At 59.0% G+C, this 18515-nt stretch carries 18 protein-coding genes; 7 read left to right on the top strand and 11 right to left on the bottom strand.

Features of this window, described 5'->3' with window-relative positions; all coding sequences use genetic code 11:
- Positions 1–7: 7 nt before the first annotated feature.
- From AB7F49_RS09260 to AB7F49_RS09220, 9 genes are all read right to left on the bottom strand, one after another.
- Positions 8–553, bottom strand: coding sequence for a TRAP transporter small permease subunit (locus tag AB7F49_RS09260; protein ID WP_428521546.1), 546 nt, complete (start codon positions 551–553; stop codon positions 8–10).
- 119 nt (positions 554–672) lie between these two features.
- Positions 673–1470 (bottom strand): SDR family NAD(P)-dependent oxidoreductase, encoded by a 798-nt coding sequence (locus AB7F49_RS09255; protein WP_428521544.1) that lies wholly within the window; start codon positions 1468–1470, stop codon positions 673–675.
- Positions 1467–2771, bottom strand: a complete 1305-nt coding sequence (locus AB7F49_RS09250; RefSeq protein WP_428521543.1) for an amidase — start codon at positions 2769–2771, stop codon at positions 1467–1469. Before AB7F49_RS09250 ends, AB7F49_RS09255 begins: the two co-directional genes overlap by 4 nt.
- 4 nt (positions 2772–2775) lie before the next feature.
- Positions 2776–3684, bottom strand: coding sequence for a polysaccharide deacetylase family protein (locus tag AB7F49_RS09245; RefSeq protein ID WP_428521542.1), 909 nt, complete (start codon positions 3682–3684; stop codon positions 2776–2778).
- 90 nt (positions 3685–3774) lie between these two features.
- Positions 3775–4848 (bottom strand): TRAP transporter substrate-binding protein, encoded by a 1074-nt coding sequence (locus tag AB7F49_RS09240; protein ID WP_428521541.1) that lies wholly within the window; start codon positions 4846–4848, stop codon positions 3775–3777.
- Positions 4849–4898: 50 nt separating this feature from the next.
- The gene (locus tag AB7F49_RS09235; RefSeq protein ID WP_428521540.1) at positions 4899–5693 is read right to left on the bottom strand and encodes a putative hydro-lyase; all 795 of its coding nucleotides are present in this window, start codon (positions 5691–5693) and stop codon (positions 4899–4901) included.
- A gap of 87 nt (positions 5694–5780) precedes the next feature.
- Positions 5781–6671: a LysR family transcriptional regulator gene (locus AB7F49_RS09230; RefSeq protein WP_428521539.1), complete on the bottom strand. Its 891-nt coding sequence runs from the start codon at positions 6669–6671 to the stop codon at positions 5781–5783.
- Positions 6672–7375: 704 nt separating this feature from the next.
- Positions 7376–8125 carry an amino acid ABC transporter ATP-binding protein gene (locus AB7F49_RS09225; protein WP_428521538.1) on the bottom strand — a complete coding sequence of 250 codons (750 nt, stop codon included), beginning with the start codon at positions 8123–8125 and terminating at the stop codon, positions 7376–7378.
- Between the two features lie 22 nt (positions 8126–8147).
- Positions 8148–8828, bottom strand: coding sequence for a cupin domain-containing protein (locus AB7F49_RS09220; protein WP_428521537.1), 681 nt, complete (start codon positions 8826–8828; stop codon positions 8148–8150).
- A 175-nt stretch (positions 8829–9003) separates the two neighbouring features.
- Here AB7F49_RS09220 and AB7F49_RS09215 point away from each other — a divergent pair, with 175 nt between their 5' ends.
- The 7 genes from AB7F49_RS09215 (at position 9004) to AB7F49_RS09185 (ending at position 16181) form a co-directional block, all read left to right on the top strand.
- Positions 9004–10623, top strand: a complete 1620-nt coding sequence (locus AB7F49_RS09215; RefSeq protein ID WP_428521536.1) for an FAD-dependent oxidoreductase — start codon at positions 9004–9006, stop codon at positions 10621–10623.
- 53 nt (positions 10624–10676) lie between these two features.
- The gene (locus AB7F49_RS09210; RefSeq protein ID WP_428521535.1) at positions 10677–11555 is read left to right on the top strand and encodes a 2-hydroxyacid dehydrogenase; all 879 of its coding nucleotides are present in this window, start codon (positions 10677–10679) and stop codon (positions 11553–11555) included.
- On the top strand, positions 11552–12925 hold the full coding sequence (locus tag AB7F49_RS09205; RefSeq protein ID WP_428521534.1) for an NAD(P)/FAD-dependent oxidoreductase: 1374 nt from the start codon (positions 11552–11554) through the stop codon (positions 12923–12925). The genes AB7F49_RS09210 and AB7F49_RS09205 overlap by 4 nt, the downstream gene beginning before the upstream one ends.
- Before the next feature lie 40 nt (positions 12926–12965).
- The gene (locus AB7F49_RS09200; protein WP_428521533.1) at positions 12966–13796 is read left to right on the top strand and encodes a transporter substrate-binding domain-containing protein; all 831 of its coding nucleotides are present in this window, start codon (positions 12966–12968) and stop codon (positions 13794–13796) included.
- Positions 13797–13865: 69 nt separating this feature from the next.
- Positions 13866–14609 carry an amino acid ABC transporter permease gene (locus AB7F49_RS09195; RefSeq protein WP_428521532.1) on the top strand — a complete coding sequence of 248 codons (744 nt, stop codon included), beginning with the start codon at positions 13866–13868 and terminating at the stop codon, positions 14607–14609.
- A gap of 5 nt (positions 14610–14614) precedes the next feature.
- The gene (locus AB7F49_RS09190; RefSeq protein ID WP_428521531.1) at positions 14615–15430 is read left to right on the top strand and encodes an amino acid ABC transporter permease; all 816 of its coding nucleotides are present in this window, start codon (positions 14615–14617) and stop codon (positions 15428–15430) included.
- 67 nt (positions 15431–15497) lie between these two features.
- On the top strand, positions 15498–16181 hold the full coding sequence (locus AB7F49_RS09185; RefSeq protein ID WP_428521530.1) for a cupin domain-containing protein: 684 nt from the start codon (positions 15498–15500) through the stop codon (positions 16179–16181).
- A 292-nt stretch (positions 16182–16473) separates the two neighbouring features.
- Here the strand turns inward: AB7F49_RS09185 and AB7F49_RS09180 are convergent, their stop codons facing one another.
- On the bottom strand, positions 16474–17934 hold the full coding sequence (locus tag AB7F49_RS09180; protein ID WP_428521529.1) for a tripartite tricarboxylate transporter permease: 1461 nt from the start codon (positions 17932–17934) through the stop codon (positions 16474–16476).
- A gap of 77 nt (positions 17935–18011) precedes the next feature.
- Complete coding sequence (locus AB7F49_RS09175) at positions 18012–18515, bottom strand: tripartite tricarboxylate transporter TctB family protein (protein WP_428521528.1); 504 nt, start codon at positions 18513–18515, stop codon at positions 18012–18014.

Raw genomic sequence — 18515 nt, 5'->3', positions numbered from 1 at the left:
AGTGTCCTCACTGTCCGCTTTTTGCGCTTTCGGTCGCGGCAATCGCTTCCGCTGCCTCTTCCTCGTAGGTCTTCTGACGCAAAATCTGATTGACCATTCCGGTCCTCTGTGCCGCAAGCAGCGCTACGACTTCGATCGTCGTTAGAAGGACAATTGCGGCGAAGACGCAGATTCCGAACGCCCAAAAGAATTGCGGTATCCAAAGCGGTATGGACAGGACGCTGATGTCGTGAGCGTTGAAGTCCCAGGAGTCGTGCAACACGATGACTGCGCCGTACGCAAGGGCACCAGCAAATGCGAGAAGAAAAAGTAAGGAAAGAAGGTGGAAGAAGGAGCGAAGGCGCGCAGGAATCTTTTCGACTAAGACGTCGATGCGAACGTGGACGCGGCTAACGAAAGCCCCGGCGAGCCCCCAGGCGATTCCCGTGGCGAGCAGATAGCCCGACAATTCGACCGTCGCTCTGGTTGTGACGCCGAACACATTGCGCCCGACAACGTCGATGCCGATAAGAAAGGCGCACACAACGTAGCACCAGCCGCCGATCGCGCTCATGCTCAACGCTACACGCGAAACGAACGCTTGGATACCTTCGAGAGATTTAGTTGCAGAAGACATTGTCTCGTCCGTTGTTTTGCATTGAGAGGGGCGGGAAATGCGACACTGCGACTGCTCTATTTTGGAGCCGTATTGAGGAGGCCTGCCATCGACCAGCCGCCATCGACCGCAATTGCCTGGCCTGTCATGAAGCTCGCCCCCTTGCTTACAAGAAAGAGAGCCAGTTGCGCAGTTTCCTCGGCTCGACCGTAGCGACGCATCGGTAGATTGGTGGTCCACTGAGTGCGGATACGTTCGTTGTGGAAGCTCGCTATCAATGGCGTTTCGATGGGCCCCGGGCAGATACAGTTCACACGAATCCCGTAGCTTGCCAGCTCAAGAGCGATCACCTGTACAAGGTTGATGGTGGCCGCTTTAGCAGGGCCGTAGGCGCTGCGATCGACACAGGCGCGCAGACCGGTGACGCTGGCGACAGCCAGCAGACTCGCATCCGCTGTTTGCTCGGCGACCATGGCTTTGGCCGCAACTTGTAACGATGTGAACGTGCTTTGCACGTTCGCGGTCCAAATTTTGTGAAGATGCTCGACGGATGTCTCGAGAAAGGGGCGGGCAAGCCCTTCCCCCGCATTCGCTACGACAGCCTGAATGCCGCCAAGCTCCGCCCATGCATCTTCGAAAGTGCCCTGGAAGGCATGAGTGTCAGTCACGTCGCATTGAAAACATGCGGGCGCGAGGCCTTCGCTGGCGAATGTTTGGGTGGCCTTCGCCAGCGCCTCGGCATTGCGATCTATGATCGCGACCGTAGTTCCAGCGCGCGCGAATGCAGTGCTGATGGCGAAGCCTATCCCGGATGCTCCCCCGGTGATGAGCGCGGTACGAGGAGCTCCCGGAATGTTGGATGCCTGCGATGTCATACGGAGTATGTCTCCAGTAGACGGCGCGCATTGTGCATGAGGCTTTGGTCGGATCCTCGTGGGCCGATCAACTGGACGCCGATTGGCAGTCCAGTCGGCCCTTTCGCGCAAGGGATTGTGATCGACGGGACGTGAAGCAGCGTCCATGCTCGGCTGTGAGAGGTGTCGCCCATGTCCGTGAAGGCGTGGCCGAGAGCACGATAACCTTTTGGTGCCTCACCCGGCGCCGCGGTGGTCAATATGAAGTCGTAACCGCTAATGATTTCGTCGAAGTGCGCGCGCATCTGCCGTGCGCGCTTAATCAGGGCGAGGTATCGGTCCAGACCGAGAGAGCGTCCTTCTTGCACGAGAGCCTGCACGCGAGCGTCGAGCTTGTCCCAGTGATTGAGCGCTTCGTCGGCGTAAGACTTGGCCGTCTCGAACGCCTGAATTTTCTCATGGTCCCGCACAAGGTCGGCGTATTCCGATGGCAGCGAGACTTCATGGACATTGCCGCCGGCGACGACCGCGGAATCGCACGCCTTTATAAGCGCGCGCCGCGTGCCATCTTGCTCAGGCTGCAGCCACGGCGGAAAGCAGACGCCAATTCGCGGAGGCCACGACGGCGTTTGCCCGCGTTGGAATGCGGCGCCGACTTGCACTGACCAGAGAAGCTCGACATCATCGACATCGCGGGCGATGAGGCCGATCGTATCGAACGAGCCGTTGAAGTATTTGAAACCGGCGACGCTGATTAGTCCCATTGAAGGCCGCATCCCGACGAGCCCCGTGTAGGAGGACGGCCGTATGGTCGAGCTCGCCGACTGCGTGCCGAACGCAACAGGCACCATCTTCGCGGCGACGGCAGCCACCGAGCCGCTGGAGGAGCCGCCGGTCGTATGATCGAGGTTGAGGGGGTTGGCGGTCGGAACGGGCGCGCCGCAGGCAAGTGACTGCGTCACGGTCTTTCCCATAACGATCGCCCCGGCATTGCGCGCCAGCGCGACGCAGGCTGCATCGGAACGCGGCCGGAAGTCTTTGAAAATGGCCGGGCAGCCATATTCGGTCGGGAAATCCACGGTATCGATAACGTCTTTGACGGCGATCGGTAGTCCCGCCATCGCTCCGTCTGTCGGCGCCGCATCGAATGCTCGTGCTTGCGCCAGGGCGTTCTCTGGAGAGATCACGGTCCAAGCGCCAATATCCGGCTCCAGCGCGTTTATGCGCTTTAGACAGGATTGGATGAGCTCGACGGCCGACAGCTTTCGACTCTTGATCAAAGAAACTGCGTCGCACGCGGTGAGTTCGAACGGTTCAGACATTCGATTAGTCTACGTCTTCCGGAGATGAATTCTCCTTCGCCCATGCGACAACTTCGTGGTGAGACGCGAACCAGACATCGCCGTGTCCCTTCGCATGGCGGATGATCTCTTCCAAGATCCAGATGCGAGATCGATAGCCGATGACGTGCGGATGCATCACCAGCTGGAATATTCCGCCGTCCTCATGGGCGCCATCCAACTCGCGACGGAAAATGTCGAAGACGTCGGCCGGCGGCGTGTAAGGACGCAGCGCGTTGAAACGCTCCATCCAAAGATAGGCCCCGTCGTCACGGACCCAGTCGACAGGCAGTTCGATAAGGCCGCTGGGCTTCCCGTCCGTCAGAAGTTCGTAACAGTCCTCGTCGGCCATGAGCGATGAATCGTAGGTCAAGCCCATCTCAGTGGCGATCTTGATCGTCGCAGGACTCATCTCCATAGACGGGCCGCGAATTCCCGCGGGACGCGTTCCCACAATGCCCTCGAGTGAATCGGCGGCGCGAAGCATTAGGTCTCGTTCATTTGCTTCAGCAAGCGAACTGCTTACCTCATGAATCCATCCGTGGAGGCCGACTTCGTGTCCGTCAGCTGCAATGCGCGACAACTCTTTGGGATGCAGCAGGGCGGTTACGGCGGGGACGAAGAACGTTGCGCGCACGTCATATTTCTTGAGTGTTCGCAGGATACGTGGAACCCCGACACGCGAGCCGAATTGCCCCCAGGAGAGCCGGCCGATAGAGCGGCCTCCATCGCGCAATTCGTTAGTTTCGTGATCGACATCGAAAGAGAGTGCAACCGCGCATTGTGCGCCGTCTTTCCAGTGCGTCGGGCGCAGCCGCCGTCCGGCGCGGACCGTGTCGACGACGCGGCGCCATTTTTCGTCCGGCCAAGCCCAGACCGGAGTTGCGTCAGACATTCATACTCCTCACCACTAATGGGGGACCAAGAGGCGCCGCCAGCTGAATTCCGGTGCCTTGGATCGTGAACATTACATGCATCCCGCTCCTTATTTTTTATAACTCACGCCGGTGATGGGGGAGATCGACGTGTTGAAGACGTTGGCACATTCTTCGCCGCATCGAGCAACCCACGCCGGGAGGAGTTTTTCGATCAGGACCTTGCGCAGGGCTTCGACGTCGCCTTCGTAAGGCTTCGACTCTACCATGGGCTTGCGGGTCGCAACGGAGCCGAGCTTGCATTGTGCGGCATTGCCGGTGTTGCACGCGATTGCATCTGTATTCGCCTCCTCGCCTAAGTTCCATTGCGCGTCCTGAACCTGTGCGAAGGTCTTCTCCAAAGTTTCACGGATGGCTGGATCGAGTTTGTTCCACCAGGCCAAGTTGACGAGATAGCCTGCTGTCGAGCCTGCGATCGGCAACGAGTAGAGTGATGACGTCACCTCGTACCACTTCACGCCGTTTCCGGATGACATGCCGGTGATTGCACAGTCTACGGTTCCACGTTCGAGCGCCGTGTAAGTTTCGCCGAATGCCAGCGAAACGCCTTGACCGCCAAAAGACTCAATCAATGTTCCAAGGGCCGGCCCAGGGACCCGAACCTTCAGTCCTTTCAAATCGGCGAGGCGCTTAACGGGCTTCTGACAATATAGGGTTTGCGGCGTGTAAGTGTACGTCGCAATGATCTTCACGCCAAAGCGCTCGAGCTTCTTGTTCGCATACGGCACCAGCGCGTCAGCCACCTTTCGAGCTTGCGGGATGTCCGCACTCAAACCGGGAAGATCGAAGCCGTCGAGAAGAGGTGCGTCGCCCGACAAGGAGGTGAGTGCGGCGGCGCCGATATCTACCTGTCCGGATCGCACGAGCCGGATCAACTCCGGTCCGTTGACGCTCATCTCAGGATACGAAAACAGCCGAACATTTACTTTGCCGTTTGTCGCCTTCGGAAGGCCTTCCCGCAGCATCGGGATGTCGACCTTCGTGTATTGTGGGAGTGTCGGTCCGGCTTGGGTGACAGCGGTGATCGTTATCGGGGCCGTCTGTGCGCCGGCATTCCATGAAGCCCCCATAGTGACGGCGCTGAGCGCGACTGCAGCTGCAAGCCGTCGGACAGTATTATCCATCGTCATTCTCCCTCTTCCTCGCTAAAAAGATTCCGTCACTTTGCGTCTGCCTATGTTGAAAGACTGGAATTTCGAACGTCGGTTACGAGCATGCAGCCGGGCCAGTGGGTGATTGCAAAATCGAGTTTTGCTGCTTGAACTACGGATTGCGGCGTCACCCCGCACGCCCAGAAAGTAGGAAGCTCACCTCTGTTCATGGACACTGGATCTCCGTAGTCGGGCTTTGAGATATCCAAAATTCCGATCTCCTCTGGCAGTCCGATATGGACCGGCGCGCCATGAACGGAGGGAAAGCGGGACGTGATTTGAACAGCACGGATCGCATCGACTGGCTTGAGAGGGCGCATAGAGACAACCAGCGGGCCGTGGAAGCGACCGGTTGCGTTAGTCGGCACGTTGGTCCGAAACATCGGCACGTTGGAGCCACAGGCGATATGGCGGGGGATAATGCCATCGGCGATCAACGCCTCCTCAAACGAGAAGGAGCATCCGATAACGAAGGCAACGAGGTCGTCGCGCCACCAGGACTTGACGTCGGTTGGCTCCTCTACGATTTCGCCATTTTTCCATACGCGATATCGCGGAATATCGGTCCTGATATCGAGGTCTTCGCCCAACTCGGGAAGATTCGGATTGCCGGGGTCGGACATTCCGATGATCGGGCAAGGTTTCGGATTGCGCAGACAAAAGCGCTGAAATTCAGCGGCTTCTTCGGCTGGAAGAACGATTAGGTTCCCTTGGACGAAGCCGGGCGCAAGACCCGCGGTTGGATTCACCAGCGCCGCGTTGCGTGCTGCAACCCGCACTTTAAGCGCTTCTTTTGACTGGTCGAGGTTCGCACGCATTTGTTGTGAGGCTCGCGTTTCTTTCGTCAAATGCGATTGAACGCGCGCGAGGCCCAACTATCAATGCGCCAAACTTGCGCCGGACGATCAGGATTCCTGATAGCTGTCCGCCGTCTCCACAGCAATCTGTGCAACGGCCGCAATCAGTGGATTGGGAAGCGTCCTTGAATAGGTTGCCGTGAAATGGAGAGGATCTAATCGTATAGTTGTATCGACCAGCTTGAGTTGACCCAAAGCAATCTCATTCGTGACCAGCACTGGCGGCAGTATCGCGACGCCGACCGCGTCCTGTGCAAGCTTGATGTTCGCAGAAAGAGAGCTAGATGCGAACAGGCGAGGCTGTGGAAGGTTTTCCGTTCGAAACGAATGAACAAGCCGTACGGTCGGCAGCGTGCGCCGTGCATAGGTGATAATCGGAAACTGAGAGAGCTCCTCAAGCGATACGATGCGGTCGGCGAGGCCGAGCTTCGGTGATGCCACGAGCGCGAGCGGATGGGTTGTGAGCGGCTGGTTCTGCAGCGATGGATCTGATACTGGCCCGAGGAGAAACGCCAAGTCGATTTCGCGTTGAAGAAGATCGTCACGCAGATGTGGGCTGATGTCCACGTTCAGTTCGAGACTCAGATTTGGATATTGCGTGCGAAGTGTTTGTACAAATTCTGGCAGCCAAGTGTGAACGAGCGTCTCAGAAACGCCGAGGCGGACGACGCCGTGTAGGCTGTTTCCCTTGCTGACGGCATGCTCAGCAATTTGGTGCAAGCTTAAGATGCGTTCGGCCCATCCGTACATTTCACGCCCGGCGGCGGTCAGGCGAATCTCCCGACCGCACCGTTCGAATAGCGTTGCAGCCAAAACGCTCTCTAAGCTCTTGATGCGCGCAGAAATCGTCGGTTGTGAAGTGTCGAGACGATCCGCAGCTCGTGAAAAACTACAAAGCGCGGCTGTCCAATAGAAAGCTTCGATATCCCGGAAGTTCATGATGGTCTATTCCAAATATCAACGCAGTTCTATCGAGAGTTTCGAATGGTGCGGCCACGTTGCTGGTTGCGAACCTCCGATGGGAGTTAGTCGAGCCCAACCTCCAACGTGAATCTGTTCGACAAGAAATATGTAGCGGCTTGCTACACGCTGACAAACAGTTGCTTCTGCGGGCTCGCAGACGATCGATCGCCCTGAATCTGAATGATCTCCGCCTCGATGACCGCGGCATCGACATCGGACTTACCCTCATAACGCACGATCCGTCGCCCGTTTTGCGGCGCGCTTGATGGGCTTCAGCAATAGGTAGACGCGCTCGCCGTTCACCGACTCTCAGGTGAAGTTCAGCCTGAGCTTCTTGCGCGGACCACACCGGCAAGGAATCCGCGTTCTTCCTTTGAACCGCATGCCTATCATCCCGATCGTCTTAGTGTCGAGGGTCGTTGGAAGGTCGATCGGAGACGCACTGGCTCGACCAGGCGATAGAGTGATGGCTGGAATGGACCTGGTTGGCTGGCGCGATTTGTACCATTGTTGCCGATCAGGAGGCTGGGGCTCAAAGCTAGTGCCAACCTCGCCGTCTCTTGTATGCACTTGGCCTTCGAGGGGCAGCTTGGATGTGCGGCCTAGTGATGTCGGCAGAGCGCGGCCTAGCCAACCACCTTGGAAGTCGAATGTGGGCGGCGGAGGACAGCAGTTTTACATCACAAAATCTGCTCCAAGAATTGCTTGGTACGCGGGTCGCGCGGGTTGGCGAAGAACTCCTTCGGCGGGCCGTGCTCGACGAGGACGCCGCCGTCGGTGAAGTAGACTTGATCGGCGACCTCGCGCGCGAAGCCCATCTCGTGGGTGACGAGCACGCAGGTCATGCCCTCCTGCGCCAGTTCGCGGATGGTGACGAGCACTTCCTTCACCGTTTCGGGGTCGAGCGCGGCGGTGACTTCGTCGAACAGCATCACGTCCGGGTTCATCGCCAGGCTGCGCGCAATCGCGATGCGTTGCTGCTGCCCGCCGGACAGCTCGCCGGGATAGGAATTCTCCTTGCCCTCGAGGCGCACCTTGCGAATGAGCTTGCGCGCCTGCGCCTCCACCTCGGCCTTGTCGCGCTTGAGCACATGGATCGGCGCCATCATCACGTTCTGCAAGGCCGTGCGGTGCGGGAAGAGATTGTATTGCTGGAACACCATGCCGACCTTGCGGCGCAGCGCGAGCTTGTCGAGCTTCGGGTCGTTGACCTCCTGCCCCTCGACCAGGATCGAGCCGGAATCGATCGGCACCAGCGCGTTGATGCAGCGAAGCAAGGTCGACTTGCCCGAGCCGGACGGGCCGATGACGCAGATGACCTCGCGCTTGGCGATGTCGAGCGAGACGCCATTGAGCACCGTGAGCGCGCCGAACGATTTCTTTACACTGTGAACGCGAATTAGTGGTGGGAGAGTCTCTTGAACTGCCATTATCGTTTCGCTTTTGCCATCATCACTTTTGTTCTGACGCTTTCCGCTGCCGTGCTGCTCGCCCAACTGCTGGTGCGACTACCCAGACGACGCGGCTGGACGAACCAGCAGGATTGTCAAAGCGGTGGCGGAGCATGCTCGGAAATTGAAAGCTATCTCCTTCCTTAAGGAGATAAGGCATTTCGTCGATCCACAGTCGCAATGATCCGCTGATGACCATCCCCGCTTTTTCTCCTTCGTGATTGATGAAATCATCTCCCGAAGAGCAATTAGGCTCAAGCGTCAATTCATAAAGCTCAACCAAGTCCGATGCTCTCGGGCTGAGCAGTTCTTTCATCACACCATTTGGATTGAGTTTAAGTAGCCGGCGCTCGCCGCGCCTCACGACATAGCGTGTCTCAAGTTCATGCTCATACTTTGCCGGGGCAAAGAACCAAGAAATAGGAATTGAGAGAGCTACGGCGATCAGGCGTAATGATCGAACAGAGGGTGTAGAGAGCCCCCGCTCGATTTGACTGAGCATTCCGATCGACACGGAGGAGTGCATTGCAAGTGTCTGGAGCGACATTCCACGTTCGCGACGAAGCGCCTTAAGACGGCGGCCAAGATATCTATCTTCCGCCTCAGGTTGCATTTGGGCGGCAGAGATAGAATCCGACTGAGGGCGGCTATTGCGCCCAGCTGGTATCGTTTTGCCTTTCACATAGTCCTCGCTCGATTGTCTCGATCATTCAGCGCTCGCGCGCTTTCCTGATCGGATCGAAGATATTAGGCCTTGACGGCCACCCGTCTTCAATTGAAAATGCCGATTGAAATTTCAATGTGGATGAAAATCCTGCGGCTCGTCAGCGCATGCTGTAAAGGAGTTGCGAGGTAAATTGAAGACTTTGGATAATGTTCTTGGATTTATCCAACGAGCCCTTCGGACGGATTTCAGTGCGGTGATGGTTGTAGATCAAGGGAATTTGGACGGAGCAGCATTTGATGTCGCGATCATTGGCGCCGGCATAAACGGAAGCAGTGCGGCGCAACATCTAGCTTCGCTCGGCTACACCGTCTTGCTCGTTGACAAAGGCGATTATGGATCCGGTTCATCGAGCCGCTCTACGAGGATGTTGCATTGCGGTTTGCGCTATCTCGCACCGGGCGCATCGGTTTGGGAGTTCGTAAAGCATCCGACTAGGTTCGTAACCGCAATGCGAATGGCACGAAATGCGATGCAGAATAGGGCCCAATTCGTGGAGACCACGCCCGAACGCGTCATTCCAGCGGATTGGTTCTACCCGATTTTCTCGGACGGCACCTACGCGCGGTGGCAAGTTGCCGCGGCGTTCAACCTTTTGAGCAAACTCGGACCGGGCAGCACGCCACTTGGCTACGAGTTGATCTCGGCCGAAGAAGCTAAGGCTATTCCATTCGTAAAATGGGTTAGAAACGGGTCCAACGTGACCGGCGTCGCCCGGTATCGAGAGTATGTCTACAACTGGCCTGAGCGCATTTGCGTCGATGCGACGCTTGCTGCCGAAAAGGCCGGCGCCATCGTGCGCAATTACACAAAAGTCACCAAGTTGCATCGCTTGCAGGAGGGCGGCTGGGCTCTCTCGCTTCTCGACGAGACGTCCGCCCAGCAGGCGGTGGTGAACGCCTCGATCGTGTTGAACACGGCGGGCATATGGATCGACGACGTCAACGCCCACAGCGAGGGCGCGCAGCGCCCCGGCCGCAAGATCACCGGCACCAAGGGCGTGCATATCATGCTGACTTTGCCGCCCGAATGTGCCGGCAAAGGGATCACTTTGATCAATCGGACCAATCAGCCGATCAGCCTGACGCCGTGGAAGGGAGGGCATTTTTTCGGGCCGACCGAGACTTTGTACGAAGGCGATATCGACGACATCAAGCCTTTGGAAGAGGAGATTGATTGGCTTGTCGACGAGTTGAATTTCCTTTTGCCGGGACTCCGTAAATTTACGCGGGATGATGTGTCCTATGCATGGGCGGGCGTCCGGCCCCTGACCTACGACGCGGCGCTCCCCAACGGAAGTCGCTCAAGGCTGATTCACGATCTCGGCGCGGAAGGGATGCCGGACGTCTATGCGCTCACGGGCGGACCGATCATGACGCATCGTTCGGCCGGACAGGACTTGGCCGCCGTTGTCCAAGGGCGCATCCCCTTGTCCCGCCCGGCGCAGCCCTTGTCGTTTACGCCGCCGCGCTTTCCGGACAACCAGAACTCTGAGCCGGTTCTGGTCACACCAACCGATGTGAGTTTGGCGGACCTGCGATACGCGGCCACCCATGAACACGTGACGAGTTTGATCGACCTTCTTTTCCGTCGGGTCGGCCTCGGATGGACGCCCGAGATGGCGCTTCCAGGTTTGAGGAAGGCCACCGAGGCCGTTGCCGACATTCTCGGCTGGGATGCGCAGCGCGTCGATCGCGAGATCGAGGCGTATCGGAAATATGTCCGCGAAAATCACAGGGTCCGCATATCGTGAGTGACGCCAGGGTCGTTTACATCGACTGCTCGCCATTTATGGAAAGCCAGCTGATGCCCGAGATTCGAGCGATCGTGCCGGGGTTGGCCGTGCACGTCGGCGACCCTGATCCGGCGCGTGTTCTTGATTTACTGAAAGGGGCTTCCGGAATCCTCAACGGACACACGGTGATGGACGCAACTTTGCTGTCCAAGCTGCCTGATCTTAAAACGATCGTGTACCTCGGCACCGGCGTCTCCAACTACGTTGATCTCGACGCCGCGCAAGCTCTTGGCATTCAGGTGCGCGCGATCCGCAACTACGGAGATCGCACGATTGCGGAGCACGCTTTCGCCTTGCTCCTGGCCGGGGCGCGCCAAATCGCTGCGATGGATCGGGCGTTGCGACAGGGTCGTTGGGACGCTCTTGTCGGAGTCGAGTTGAAGGATAAGACGCTCGGCGTGATCGGCACGGGCGGCGTCGGCTCCGAACTCGTTCGCATCGCCACCAATTTCGGCATGCGCGTGGTGGCATGGAATCGAAGCGGCGTACCCTCGGATCTGCCGTGCGAGGCGATGCAAATTGACGACCTGTTGCGCTGTGCGGACGCGGTGTCTTTGCATGTCGCTCTGACGCCGGAGACCGACAAAATACTTGATGAGCGCCGTTTGCCGCTGATGCGGCCCGGCGCCATTCTCGTCAACACCGGGCGTGGCAATCTGATCGACGAGGCGGCGCTTGTTCAGCATTTGAAGGCCGGGCGGATTGGGCATGCGGCCTTGGACGTGTTCAGCGTGGAACCTCTTTCTCCGACAAGTCCGTTTGTCGACCTCCCGAACGTCACCCTGAGCGCGCATGCCGCGTTCAAAACCTCTGAAGCGGCGCAGCGGTTGGTGCGTCTCGGCTTCGAGATGATGCGGCGCGATCTGGAAGCGTATGGTGGCGCGGCATGACCGGCGTGGACGTCATCGGCGCGGGTGGCGTTGTCGTCGGGCCGCCGCCAGTCAGCGCGTTATCCGCGGGCGGGACGCTTCCGAAGCGCACAAGCGTAGCCATCGTCGGGGGCGGCATCATCGGCGTCAGTACCGCTTTCTTTCTGGCGCAGAAGGGCGTTCCGTCGCTTGTATGCGAGAAGGGGCGCCTCGCGGGCGAACAGTCCAGTCGGAACTGGGGATGGTGTCGGCAGGCAGGCCGCGACCCGGACGAACTTCCGTTGATGCTCGAAAGCATCAAGCTCTGGCGTCAGCTCGACTCGATGGTCGGCGGCGAGACTGGTTATCGCGAAACGGGTATTTTGCAGCTTTGCGATACGCAGGGGGCGTTGCAGCGCTGCGTAGCGTGGCAGAAGTACGCGCGCGCCGCGCAAATCGCCACGGACATTGTTCGGCCCGAAAAAATCCCGACGCTGGTGGGGCCGACCGCACGGCGTTGGGCCGGCGCGCTTTATTCGCCAAGCGATGGCCGCGCCGAACCTCAGCTCGCCACCACCGCCATTGCACGGGCGGCGCAACGCGCAGGCGCGGTGGTCGTTGAGAACTGTGCCGTGCGCGGCATCGAGACTTCCGGAGGGCGCGTTTCGGCTGTTGTCACGGAGCAGGGAACGGTCGCTTGCGACGCCGTTGTGGTTGCCGGCGGCGCGTGGTCGCGACTCTTTTGCGGAAATTTCGGCGTCGATCTTCCCGCCTTGCGCGTGATGACGTCGGTCGTGAAGACCGCGGCGGTGGAAGGGGCGCCGGAATGCGCCGCGATCGGACCTGGCTTCGCCTTCCGTCGGGCTTCCGACAACTCTTATGTGATCTCGCAAGCCAACCGGAATGTTGCGGATGTGGGGCCGGATAGTTTCAAGCTTCTTCGGGCGTTCTCACCCGTTCTGCGCGCGCGCTGGCGAAAACTCAAACTCCGGTTCGGATCGGATGCGTGGGCACAGTGGATGACGCCGCGCCGCTGGGGCCTCGATGACGAGTCGCCGTTCGAAAGGTACCGGACGCTTGATCCGGCTCCGTACAAACCGTTCGCTGACGAAGCCGTCAGAAACTGCGCCGACGCGTTTCCCGTTTTTCGTAACGTGACCATCGATCGGATGTGGGCGGGATTCATCGATGTTACACCTGACGTCAGGCCGGTGATCTCCGACGTCGCCGACGTCCCCGGTGTCTATCTTTCTACGGGATTTTCCGGCCACGGCTTCGGGCTCGGCCCCGGCGCGGGCAAGCTGACCGCCGATCTGGTGCTCGGAGACACCCCGGTGGTCGACGCACGGCCCTTCAACTTCAACAGACTATGCGGCGCGCAGATGCCGCGACCTTCACCGCTCGCCGTATAGCTTCTGACCAAATGTAACCGCTTAAGCAGAGGGGAAGAGTATGCAACACGCGAAAGTACTGATTACCGCCGTCTTATCAGCGCTTATCATGGTCGGCGCGGGTGCGAGAGCCTTCGCGCAGAACGATCGTTTCAAGGAGGTGCTATCGCGTGGAGAAATACGCATTGGCGTGCACGCCGCCCTGAAGCCTTGGTCCTACCGTGACCCGAACGGCAATCTCGTAGGACTCGAAGTCGATCTCGCCCGCGAGGTCGCGGAAACGCTTGGTGTCAAATTGGAGCTGGTGGCGATCGAGTCTTCGAACCGCATGCAGTTCCTGCAGCAAAAAAAGATCGATCTCATCATTGGCGGCATGGGGGATACGCCTGATCGTCGCAAAGTCGTCGGCATGGTAGAGCCGCACTATTTCGCGTCTGGTGCCAACGTTCTCGCCCGCAAGAATGCCTTGAAGGATTGGAGCGACCTTAAAGACAAGCCGGTGTGCGCCAAGCAGGGGGTGTTCTACGGGAAACTGGTGGAGCAGGAGACCGGCGCGAAACTCGTTTCCTTCATCGGCAACACCGAAGCGTTGCAGGCGCTCCGCTCAGGGAAGTGCGTCGCCTTTCTCACTGATGATTCCAACGTGTCGCTACTTCTCGCCACCGGCGAATGGCCGGATTGGGAAATGCCGTTCAAGACACGGTACGGAAACACATGGGCGGTCGGCGTGCCGCTTGAAGAACTCAACGGGATCTGGGGGCGCTTCATGTCGGGCATGGTCTACAAGTGGCACGCTACGGGGAAGCTGATCGAGCTTCAGAAGAAGTGGGGCTTCAAGCCGACACAGTGGTTTGTCGACATGGAAGAGAAGCTCAAGAAGGACGATCTCTGATTTCGATGGTGTGGTCATCGGAGGCATGCGCCGGGAAGGCGTATGTCTCCGACCCGCGAGATGTAGTCGATGTTTGAACTCATCCAACCATACTTCGAAGACCTCTATCGGCTTTCGGGCGTCAACTTCATCGTATTTTACGATCGCTACGAGTACGGTCGCCTGCTCGGCGGGATGGCAGTGACGGTGTCCCTGGGAGTGAGTTGCATTCTGCTCTCTCTCGTTATCGGAATACTCGGCGCCTGGGCGCAAGAGGCGCCGTCGCGTTTCCTTCGCCACATCGTCGCCGCATACATCCAAGCGTTTCGCAACACGCCGCCGCTTGTGCAGATGCTGTTTTTCTATTTCGGCCTGGGCCAGGTCACGCCGCAGGTCGACGCCGGCGGATATTTCGTGCCGCTCATTGGTGCTTTCGGTTGGGCGGTGATCTCGCTCGGATGCTTCGGCGGCGCTTTCAATGTGGAGATCTTCCGGGCCAGCATATCCGCGGTCCCGCGCGGCCTTCGCGAAGCCGCCGACAGCCTCGGCTATACGCGCACCCAAACGTTTGCCTATGTCATCTTCCCTCTCGCTTTCCGCTTCTCGCTGCCTGCGCTTACGGGCAATTTGATCAGCCTGCTCAAGACGACGTCTCTGGCCTACGCGATTGCCGTTCCAGAGATGACCCAGGTCGCCAACCAAATCTGGTCGGACAATGTCAATGTTCCGGAAATGATGCTGATCCTGTTCGTGTTCTATAACCTGATCGTGGCCGCGCTGGCCGGCGTTCTGCATCTGTTAGAACGCAGTTTGCGCATTCCGGGTTATCGGTGACTGACATGTCCACCGACCCCGCCTCACACTGGATGCGTCGTATCGCGCGCCCGCGGATGTTTCACGGGGCGCTGATCGTCTTTGCGCTTTTCGCATCCGTCATCTACGCGCAGGCGCAGGCGCGTACGGCGGCGTCGCCATCTGCGCTGCAGTCCCTTTTTCGATGGACGCCGTTCATCCTGAACGGTTTCCTTCTCAATCTGGTGATGAGTTTTCTGGCTATGATCGTTGCGACGTTCGCCGGTCTGATTCTCGGATTGATGCGCATTTCCGACGCAGCGTGGGCGCGGATCGTCTCGACGTTTATCGTCCAAATATTCCGCAACACGCCCTGGATCGTGATCCTTTTTGCGGTGATGCTTCTCTTTCCGTTCGAGCTGCGCGGTTTCGGTATGATTGTGCCGATTCCCGACTGGGTTAAGGCCACCATCGGATTTTCCATTCCAGTCGCGGCCAACGTCGCCGAAGTGGTCCGTGGAGCGATCTTGTCGGTGCCCCAAGGGCAGCGGGAGGCATCCGAGGCGCTGGCGTTTTCACGAGCTCAGACGTTGAGGTTGGTGATCCTGCCGCAATGCGTGAAGCGGATGATCCCTCCGTGGATGAACTGGTACGCCATTCTCGCATTGGCGACCCCGGTCGCTTCGATCCTCGGCGTGCGGGAGGCGGTCGGCAGCGCGCAGCAGGCCATGGAAGCGGCAGGGGCGAGCCCGTCTTTGCTCATGCCGTTTTACATTTTCATCCTGCTGATCTTCTTCCTCTACATCTACCCGATCTCTCGACTGACAATATCGCTGGAAAAAAGATACGCCGTGCACATCTGAACGCGCCATCGACGCGCTGCGGTACGGATGGCGGCAGACTCACCCATTCACTCGAAAAAAGTCTCAAATGACCCGATTTCTTATTCCTTATGGCCCTCCCGACGGCTTGGCTGATCTGGAGGAGCTCGGGCTCATGCCCGCGCACGAACTCGAGACGGAGCAACCCGTTCAGAAGGGGCGCTGTTTCGTCAACGATACCCAGCGCGGAATTCGATCCGGCATTTGGCAAGCCACGCCTTATTCGCTCAAGCGGAAGGTTCGCGTCGCGACGGAGTTTGCGGTCTTGCTCGAGGGCGCGTTCACGATCGTCAGCGACGATGGGGTGCCGACGACGGTGGAAGCGGGGGACGCGTGCGTGCTGCTGCGCGGCTTGGGATATAAATGGACGCAATCGGAGAACGTCAGGAAATATTATATGTCCTTTAGTCTCCCGACGGATGGGAATTGTGACGCGCCGCGGCTGCAACGCGTGACGCGAAAAGAACTACGCGAAGGTGAGGTTGATTTTTTCGTGAGCGGCGAACAGCGCGTTCGCATTCATACGGACCGGCAGTCCGGCGCGGAAGGGGATGTCCTTTCCTTCGCGGCATGCCAGTTCGTCATGGTGCTGGAAGGCAAGATCGACGTCGAGGATTGCGCGCAGCAGGTGCACAGGATCGAGGCCGGAGCGGCGTTTTATATTCCGGTTGAAACTACATTCAGATCGTTGTCCGCATTTGGAATCCGCTCGATCAACTGCACGCTTTGTTGATCTATAATGAGGTTTTCCTCGTCATCAACATCGCTTGCGCTTGGCAGACTGCGTCGGCTTTGACGAACGCGATCAGACGATAGTCGTAACGGCTCTCGGACCATACGCAGGAGGAATTGGGTGGCCAGCGGCTGCTCGGAAGTTCATCTCGAGCGAGCGCGCCTCTGCCAATTCAGATTGTCGATGAGGTGATCAACGTATGTGAGCGTGCGGGTACAATCCGTGGCGCCGGCTCAGTAGGTACAAGATAATGCAGCTCGTAACGATTACGACCGTTTGCATTAGGTCAATTTCAATCAGTAAGTTCGCCGCGCACGGCGAAGCGGTGCGAGGCCCAGATTACGAGGATGCCGAGCGCGATGAAGAGCCAGAAGGCCGGCCGATGCAGCAAGAGATCAGGCGAGACAGCGATCACCTGGCGGGCTGCGCGCTCGATCATCGGTCCGAGGACAAAAGCGAGAACGAGAGGCGCGAGCGGCCAGCCGCGCACGCGCATTGTCCAGCCGAGCGCGCCGAACAGCACGCAGATCCAGACATCGAACATGCTGTTGCGCGTGCTGTAGGCGCCAACCATGCAGATCGCCAGGATGATCGGCGCCATGATCGGGTAGGGGATCGTCGACAACCGGACCCAGAGGCCGACCAGCGGCAGATTGAGGATCAGGAGAATGATGTTGCCGATGAAAAAACTCCCGATCAGCGTCCAGACCAGCGTCGCCTGCTGCGTGAAGAGAAGTGGGCCGGGCACGATGCCATAAAGCGTGAACGCGGCGAGCATCAACGCCATCGTTGGCCCGGTCGGGATACCCAATCCGAGCAACGGAATGAGGTTTGCCATGGCGGTCGCGTTGTTCGCCGCTTCGGACGAGGCCACGCCTTCGATCGCGCCGCGACCGAACCGCTGCGGTGTGCGCGACTGGTATCGCTCGATGGAATAGGAGAGGAAGGAGCCGATCGACGGCATCATGCCGGGAAGAAGGCCGAGAATGAGCGAGATGCCGGTGGCGCGACTGGCGGCTGCGAGCCCCGCGCGCATCTCTTCGCGGTTCGGCATCAGCTTGCCGATCTTATTCGTGATCAAAGTGCCTTCTTCGCGCAGCGATGAGAGCACCTCGCCAACGCCGAAGAGACCGATCATCACCGGAACGAGATCGAAGCCTTGAAGAAGCGGCGTCACGCCGAATGTCAGCCGCGGCAGGCCGGATGAATCGTCGAAGCCGACGGAAGACAGCAGCATTCCAAATAGCGCGACCAGCACGGCGCGCAGAAGCGAGGAGCCTGCAAGCGCGGCGATCGCGGTCAGGCTGAAGAGACCGAGCCCGAGATATTCGGCGGGTCCGAAGAAGAGTGCGAGGCGCGCGACCGAAGGGCCAATCAGCGCCACCATGAGCGCTCCGACGATGCCGGCGAGGAATGATGCGATAGCCGCCATGGCGAGCGCCGGCCCCGCTTTCCCCTGCTTGGTCATCTCGTAACCGTCGACCGCCGTCACCATCGACGACACTTCGCCAGGCACATTGACCAGGATCGCGGTGGTCGAGCCGCCGTATTGGGCGCCATAATAGATGGACGCCATGGTGATGATCATGCCGGCCGGCGGCAGGAATGTCGTGAACGGAAACAAAATGGCGACCGCCGACGCGGCGCCAACGCCAGGCAGAACTCCGACCAGCGTTCCGAGCAAACAGCCGACGAAGGAATACGCCAAGTATTCCGGCGTCATCACCAGCATCAGGCCATTCAAGAGGTCCATGCGATGATTCCTCGCAGCTCAGGTCAGAGGGACATCGAAACAGGAGTCAGGAGCACGGTTACGCCGACCATGACGGCTTAAGGCCAGGGCAAGGGCCCTTGCGGAAGCATCATGTTCATCACTGACCAGAGCCAGCCGGAGCCAACGGAGAACGCAATCGCAATCGTCGCGACTTTGACCAGGCCATAGCAGCGCCCGAATAGGCGAAGGTAGACGGCCATGAAGAGTGCGGTCGCGAGCGTGTAGCCGAGTGGATCGATCAGCGCGACGTAGAGAATAAGCAGGCCCAATGCGATCGCCGGCATCTTCAAGAGTGCTGGCTCGTCCGGCTGCTGCGCGCTTTTCGTGGAACGAAACTCCTTGGCGATCAGGACGCCGCTTCCGGCGATCAGCAGCACGCCGAGCAGAGCGATCCACCCGCCCGCCGGCGCGCCACCGACAACATCTGTTTTCGTGAGGATGATCCGCAGGCCGTCGCCGACGCCGGCGGCGCCGACGAGGATCAACAGAACGGGATCGACGAGCTTCCTGAGCGTGGCGGCTGGGACTTGCGAGATCGTGCCTGTGTCGTGCGGCGTCAC

The organism is Pseudorhodoplanes sp. (assembly GCF_050250235.1).
Taxonomy (GTDB): domain Bacteria; phylum Pseudomonadota; class Alphaproteobacteria; order Rhizobiales; family Xanthobacteraceae; genus Pseudorhodoplanes.
The sequence above is the reverse complement of the archived record's forward strand: the minus strand, read 5'-3'. Positions and strand labels throughout refer to the sequence as shown.